This window comes from Gammaproteobacteria bacterium (assembly GCA_003696665.1).
Classification (GTDB): domain Bacteria; phylum Pseudomonadota; class Gammaproteobacteria; order Enterobacterales.
In genome coordinates this window covers 1-7154 of record RFGJ01000087.1, presented here as the reverse complement: position 1 = coordinate 7154, position 7154 = coordinate 1, and the positions used below count along the sequence as shown (strand labels likewise).

Genomic DNA, 7154 nt, shown 5'->3' with positions numbered 1-7154 from the left:
TCATGACTGTAGTAGTCCCCACCAAGCGCCTTCTCGACGACCCCGTCAAACAGCTCAAAATGGGAAAAGAGGACATGGCCGCCGACATCCCAGGTAAAACCTGCCTCATCGACATAAGAGGTTGAAAGACCACCGATACGATCCATGCGGTCGAACAACCTCCAGTCATCATGCCCGCTTTGATTCAGCCGCCAACCGGCACCGAGCCCGGTGGGGCCGGAGCCGAGAACTACAATCCTCATAAGGAATAAGTCCCGTTATCTCATGAAAGGGTTCCCGGCCGCCTTTTCATACAACCGGACCAGGGAAAGAAAATGGTCAGCATATGTCTGCAAAGGTGGTTGATGGACGATTGCCGCATGGACAGCAGTGACCCGATCTGGGTTATCGATCAGCCCTGCCATTATGCCAGCCAGTTCCTCTGCCGTGCTTGAACGGTTAAGCCAGCCGGTTTGACCTTCAATCACATATTCTGTGATTCCACCGACGGCATTACCGATTACGGGGATCCCTTTCGCCAACATCTCAGGACCGACGTACCCGAAAACCTCCTCCCAGACCGATGGGACGACTCCGACATCCATCCCCTCCAGAAGATGATCCAGATCAGCAGCACGATAAGGTCCACGATAGTTGACATTTTTCAGCCTATCAAGGCGACCGCGAAACACAGCTGAACACCCACCAAATACAATCAGTTCAAATTGCTCCCCATAGCCGCGCTCACTGAGCAGCTCGACAGCCCTCAGAAGCACCTCCCCTCCCTTGGCGACAGAGGCTAGTCCATTCAGAGTCACAAACCTAATAGGGCGACTCGTATGTTTACGAACACTTGGCTTGATCTGATCAATATGTCTGAGGGTTGGATTCAAAACCTCAATCCGCTTCTTATCCCCCAGATGCTGCTGATACAGCTGAGCCACCCTTGCTGACCGAGCAACCAAAACATCGATCTTTTCAAGACGTTCCAGATTGGTCTTCCTGCGTTGAACAAAAGCCCTGTTTTTTCCTGTCACCTCCGCTCGACGTTCAGTCACATGAAGTGATTTAGCTATAAAAAGGCGAATGCTTTCGGGTAATTTTAGAACATAAGGTTTAAGACGATAGGTCAACGTCCTCAACTCGCTGACCCTCCTGCTTTTCGGTGCACCGGCACAACATTGCAGGCAATCGGAGGCAAGATCCACGCTCATGCACAAATGCCCAGAGACATCAAAGAGTTTAAGAGTCGGACAGAGTAAGAAATAATCGGCCAGCGTCATTAGGATAGGCAGGCCAAAACGTTCCTTAGCCAGATCGATCAAAGAGGATGGCAACCCAGCCAGTTCGTGAATGTGCAGGATATCCGGTTTCACTTTTTCAACTGTTTGGATAAACATCTTTTCAGTTTCTGCCTCTGTGAGTTCCAGATCCGGCCTCAAGGTCCCACGGTCCCCGCCGTGTAAAATGGGGGAATTGATGATCTCGTGTACCCGGATTTTTCCACGGTGCCATTCTTTCAAGGTCGATGGCCGACCGAAAGGATAGTGGCGACCGGCGCAAAAGTAATCAACCCGCCAGCCCTGTTCGGCTTGGTAGTCCATGAGGTCATGGGCGTAGGTCGCTAGCCCTCCAGAACGCCAGGGGATGAATCCCCAACCGACATGAAGGATGTTCATGCTTCATCTCACCAGTCAGGGCAGCACATACTTCGCGTTGAATCCAAGACGGTTCGTCCAACCATCTTTTATTGCCTCAATCACCAAGGCTAGTCTTTTTACCAGCGGCAAGGGGCAGCGCTCTGTCAGCAATTGCCAGCAGAATAACAACAGAAGACAGGTCAGGATATTGCAAAAATAGGTGACGCGAGAGGTCACAAAACCATTGAGTTCCATGTGCACACGATTGCGCGTGCCATAATAGAGCCGCAAAGGGTCGTCATCTGAAGAGAGCAGATGCCCACCGAGGCCTTCATTTTTCCAATGGAATGAATTCTCAAGGTCGTGAATTTCACTCAACGGGCAAAGGTAGATGCGACCTCCCTCTTTAACAATTCGTGTAGTAAATTCGTGGTCATCGGCATAAAGCACATAATCCTCATTTGGATAACCTACCCTCCTCAACCAATCGCGGTGAAGCAGCAACCCTCCATAAGGGGCATACTCCACCTGAGCGATAATGAAGCGGAACTGATCGGCAGTCAAAGGATCCTGACGATGGCTACGCCCTGGTAGTCGAGGTTGTGTGACCAATGACTTAAAATGAAACCCATGAAAAGAATTCGGTCGAATCCGCACTGGGGCACCACAACAGGCTGTATGTAGGAATTCGCGCCTGTTCCGACGCAACGAGAGCATCAAAACATCCTCGCTCCCCCCCAGCAGTTCAAGCCCCCTAAGAAGATGTTCAAGGCTCCCCAATTGTGGCTGATTATCGTCATCGAGCAGCCAGAAATATTCCGCCGACGAATGTTTCCAGGCATAAGAAAGAGCCGCCTTGAACCCTGCTGCCGAGCCTTGGTTGGACGGGAGGACAACCTTATGTACACGGAAATGCTCGTTGCTGGCGGAAAAAGCCTCCGCTTGGATCGCATTGCCGTTAAAAACAACCACCAGTTCACTAAGCCGATCTCCCTGCTCGCGAAGGCCAGCCACGACCTGATTCAGATAAGCATTCCGCTCACCATATGTCACAATAAGTGCAGCGACCTTAACCTGCATCCCTCCCCCTTTTTTTGCGACAAACGGCGAGATACTGGTAGACAAACAGATCGTTCCCCGGGAACCACCTAAACAACTTGCCCAGCCGGTTCAACCTTCTGGGTTGTTCGAATATTCGAAAATTTTTCTCAAGCTCGAGCTTCTCATATCCACATTCATCCAGCATCGCAAGCAGGGATTTTCGCGTAAAGAATCGTAGGTGGGTACGATCATGAATCCCCCTTGGCCGAAACGGCCAATCCCCCCTGACCACTAACTGAAAAATCGTTTCATAAAACCGCACATTCGGTACACTGACGATCAATCGACCCTGTTCATGCAGGATATTCTTTAGTTGGGCAAGAAGCGTCCAGGGTTCCCTGAGGTGTTCCAAGACATCTGCCAAAATGATGACATCGAAATATCCAGCGGAGAAATACTTCGTCGGTGTGAAGGATTCGAGGTCAGCGCAAAGAACCCGATCGAGGCGGCATTCTGCAACGGCTGCCATAAGCTCATCAATCTCAATGCCAACGATCTCTGCACCGGGATGATTCTCCTTAATGGATCGCCCAAGACTACCGTCACTGCATCCAAGATCCAGAACGCGGCAAAATCGTTCCGGCATAAGGGCCTGAATATCCGGACGACAGCCCACATAGGCTGAATTGAATGAACTACTCATGTATCGCTCTTGTCATCAAGGCATCCCGAAGGATTTCCTCTAACCTGTCGGCGCATCTGCTCCAAGGGAACAAGCGGATCCGCTCAAAGGCCTGCTCGGCAAGACGTTGGCGCAAACTCCTGTCAGTCGCCAGCCGGATGATTGCTTGCGTCATCCCATCAACATCCCCCGGAGAAACCAGCAACGCCGTTCGCTCATGGATTGCGAAATCAGCCACCCCTCCGATATCAGTGCAAATCACCGGAACTTTGCACGCCATCGCCTCGGCAACTGGGTTATTCCAACCGGCCTGGGTGCTCGCCTCAATGAAAATATCGGCCGAGCAATAGGCATCCACCAGTTCTTTTTGTGTCAAGCCTTTACCATGGTAGGTGTCCAAGGTCAGCCTGGGACAACTTTTCCGAGCTCTGGCAAACGCAGTCTGGATAAATTTAAAACCTTTCCTTTTCCTGGGGTCTCCAGAACACAGAATACGGACAGTATCCCCCCTCTTGCGAGGTACTTCTACTGGACGGAACATATCGAAGTCGACTCCACCCAGAACAGTTTCACTTGGTATTCCAAGATGTTCCTTAAGCCAGATCTGTTCCCAGGTGGCATTGACAAGCACCAAGTCAGCGAGTTTCAGATAAGCGGACAAAATCCGCATCCGTCGATGCCAGGGGAGAAAACGTTGCCACCTAAAATCTTTCAACAGTTCCTTTTCGTAAAGCTCTAGGACATAAAGAACTTTCAGCTTGGCTGAAGCCTCGCGAACTAGGGCATAATCCCGACTGTTCGGATCATTGAACAGCAGGACATCATGGGATTCATCGAGCACATCGCCGGCCGGCGCCGTCCTGGCTCTATTTTTTAGCCAGCGACAAGGGCTGCCATCCGAATGGAAGATGCTGACTTCATGTCCTTTGTCAACCAAGCGGTTGGAGAGTTCGACAATCCGGCGAATACCGCCATACACCCCGAGATGTGGCTCAATAAAACTGATTTTCATGGCCTCGGCCCGGGCAACGAGGGAAGTCGGTAGCGATCAAAAAAGCCATCGGCGTAATAGCGGAAAAATTTCAGGAGTCCTGCAAAGTCACATTTTCGATTCATGATAAAATAAAGGCTATATCGCACCAGGCTGCTCAAAACACCTAAGGTGCCGCGATAATGGCGATCAAGATAACCAAGATTGCGCAGATAAATGTGGAAAAGAGATTCAGGCTTGATCAAGACAGGACGAAGCCTCCCCCAGAGTACGGGGACATACCTGCCTTTGGCCGTGGGATGATAAAAATGTGCACGCGTAAACGTCGCAAAAGGCACGTTTTCTTTCAACAAGCGAAAAAGATATTCTCTTTCATCCCCCCACAAAAACATCTCGCGCTTGACCAGTCCTACTTTCTGAACAACCCGCCTGTGAATGAGTGTCCCATTGAAGGGATTGAGCCGCTGAGCAATGATCTCTCCCTGAGCGAGAGCATCGGCCAGGCTGTGGGTATTTTGATCCAGACCAAAAGCCAACTTGTCCCTCGCATCGACATCGATTACCAGCGGCCCCCCTACTAAAAAATCAAAACTCAGCACCCCTGCCAGGAGCGTTGACAGTGCTGAGGCATCGGGGTATCCATCGTCATCCATCAGCCAAACCCAATCCCAGCCCTCGGCTAGAAACCGCCGCATCCCTTCAAAAAATCCCCCAGCTCCCCCAATGTTGTTCTGCAGCCGGATACAGCTCAATATCCCCACAGCGGGCAGGAATCTCTCCTGAAGCATCTCGTGAGTTCCATCAGTACTGGCATTGTCGATGACAATGATTCTGTTCAGCGGCCGGTCCTGCCGGATTAAAGCCTCAAGACATCGGGCCAGACACTCCTTACGGTTGAACGTCACGACGACCGCGCATATGCTCATGCTCTCTGCGTTATCAACAGAATTCATTAGGCGCACTCTTGACGTCAAGTGAACCTCGCCGTCCCAAAAGTAAAGAAGTTCAGACCGTTCCTTCTTAGCACCAGAAACATCATCACCGATATAAGGGTTTCAGTCACCAACACTCCGAGAACCGCTCCGAGATCCCCCTGCCACAGGATAAGTGGAACAACAAGAGAAAGGTTGCACACACCCGCAGCAAGCAGGATACGACTAAATTGCTGTGTCAATCCGAAGGGTAGCATGACCTGCATGCCAAAAACGTTGCTTAAGGCGATAATGAGGGGAAGAGGGGCCAAGACCCTGACCAATTCGGCGGAGCGCTGAAAGTCTGTACCGAACAACAACTGCACCGTCAGATCAGCAGAGAAAAAAAGCAACAGCGACACACACAGGGCAACTCCCGCAAAGCGAAAAAAAAGCACCCGAATAAAATCTGCAGCCATCTGCCGCGACTCTGCCAACATGGCGTTTATCCGCGGATAAACAGCTTGGGCAACGGGAGAGAATAGCCCACATACTGCTCTCACGAGTTTATCAGCGGCACTGAAATATCCAACGGCTTGCGGCGGTGTCAGTAAACCGAGCACAAAAACGTTGCTGTTCGTATAAAGACTCTTCCCGGCGGTCGATAAAAACAATGGCCAGCCATCGCGCAGCACTGCATGAATCGATCTTATCCCCGGAAAACCTAGCGATATGCTGGCTGCACGCCAAGCAAGAAAAAGGCCGCTCGCCCCCAGGACAAGCATTCCCAGAGATTGCAGCAAAGTAGCCAAAAGAAGGTCGTCCTCAGAACGCACCCAAGCAACAAGAGCACAGAGCACAAATCCCTTGGCAGCCAGCTGTGTCCAAGCCAGCAGATGAAATTTTTCTGTTCCCTGAAAAAACCAGGCAGGATACAGGGCCTGGCCTACAACCCCTAGAAAAGAAAACAGGAACAACGCAACATGGTTGCTAAACGGAGGGAGCAAAAAAACGATCGCCAAAAACACCGGGGTCGCCAAGCCAACCAGAACAATTTTCGCCCACAGTGTCGCCCTGAATACCTCTTCCAAGGTAACCAAGTCGTCGCGACATGCAGCTATGGTGCGGGAACTGCTAAGGTTGAAACCGTAATCCGTCAACAAATAAAAGTAATGCACCATCGCTTGTGCAAAGGCCAGCAAACCGAAGCCCTCCCCCCCCAAAACCCGAACCAAATAAGGGACCAGCAGCAATGGATAAAGATAATTAAGAGCCTGCACAGCAAAGAGGGAGGTGATACCAGCCTTGAGCGATGGATGCCTTTTCATTTATGTTTTCCGCCTGCGGGAAATTCCGACTCAGGTATAGGTAAGATTTTCTCGACATCTGATACCACGACATACCCCGAGCAAAAAACCATATCCGAAACGTCCCGCTTCACGAGAGCGTTTCCAGGGAAGCAGCAAAAGTGGGGCATGCCGCATGCAGTTCATAAGCAGAATCAGCCAGATGGCCAAAGGGTAACGCTTTTTGAGTCGGTAAAACGACTGCCCTACCGCCTGGGGCTTGCGATAGTTTGGAACCAGCAGGGGTGGGTGATAATAGTTTAGATTTGCTGCAAGCCCTACAGCCTTGCCTGCCATATAAAAACGTGTCACAAACTCGACATCCTCCTGGCCAATAATGTCGGACACGAATCCTCCCAAGTCCTCCAATACCTGCCGCCGGTAAGCCATACAGCGGCTGGTCATAAAGAAGGGTTCGTGATAGTCGTAACGCCCCTCAATAAGGGCAAAACTGGCCTGTCCGTGCGGGATAAGGGCATCACTTGATGGCCGTTCATCAAACTCTCGCAGAAGAGTCGAAAGGAAATCCTGCTGAAGAATGACCGTATCATCATCAAGAAACAG

At 51.0% G+C, this 7154-nt stretch carries 8 protein-coding genes; all 8 read right to left on the bottom strand.

Features of this window, described 5'->3' with window-relative positions; all coding sequences use genetic code 11:
- A partial coding sequence (locus tag D6694_02935; protein ID RMH46886.1) for an amine oxidase occupies positions 1-242 on the bottom strand: 242 nt, incomplete at its 3' end.
- A 15-nt stretch (positions 243-257) separates the two neighbouring features.
- Positions 258-1658, bottom strand: a complete 1401-nt coding sequence (locus tag D6694_02930) for a glycosyltransferase (protein RMH46885.1) — start codon at positions 1656-1658, stop codon at positions 258-260.
- 15 nt (positions 1659-1673) lie between these two features.
- The gene (locus tag D6694_02925; GenBank protein ID RMH46884.1) at positions 1674-2699 is read right to left on the bottom strand and encodes a glycosyltransferase; all 1026 of its coding nucleotides are present in this window, start codon (positions 2697-2699) and stop codon (positions 1674-1676) included.
- Positions 2689-3363: a class I SAM-dependent methyltransferase gene (locus tag D6694_02920; GenBank protein ID RMH46883.1), complete on the bottom strand. Its 675-nt coding sequence runs from the start codon at positions 3361-3363 to the stop codon at positions 2689-2691. Before D6694_02920 ends, D6694_02925 begins: the two co-directional genes overlap by 11 nt.
- Positions 3356-4354, bottom strand: a complete 999-nt coding sequence (locus D6694_02915; protein RMH46882.1) for a glycosyltransferase — start codon at positions 4352-4354, stop codon at positions 3356-3358. The genes D6694_02920 and D6694_02915 overlap by 8 nt, the downstream gene beginning before the upstream one ends.
- Complete coding sequence (locus tag D6694_02910) at positions 4351-5286, bottom strand: glycosyltransferase (GenBank protein RMH46881.1); 936 nt, start codon at positions 5284-5286, stop codon at positions 4351-4353. Before D6694_02910 ends, D6694_02915 begins: the two co-directional genes overlap by 4 nt.
- 17 nt (positions 5287-5303) lie before the next feature.
- The gene (locus D6694_02905; protein ID RMH46880.1) at positions 5304-6572 is read right to left on the bottom strand and encodes a hypothetical protein; all 1269 of its coding nucleotides are present in this window, start codon (positions 6570-6572) and stop codon (positions 5304-5306) included.
- 30 nt (positions 6573-6602) lie between these two features.
- On the bottom strand, positions 6603-7154 hold a 552-nt coding region (locus D6694_02900; protein RMH46879.1), incomplete at its 5' end, for a glycosyltransferase family 2 protein.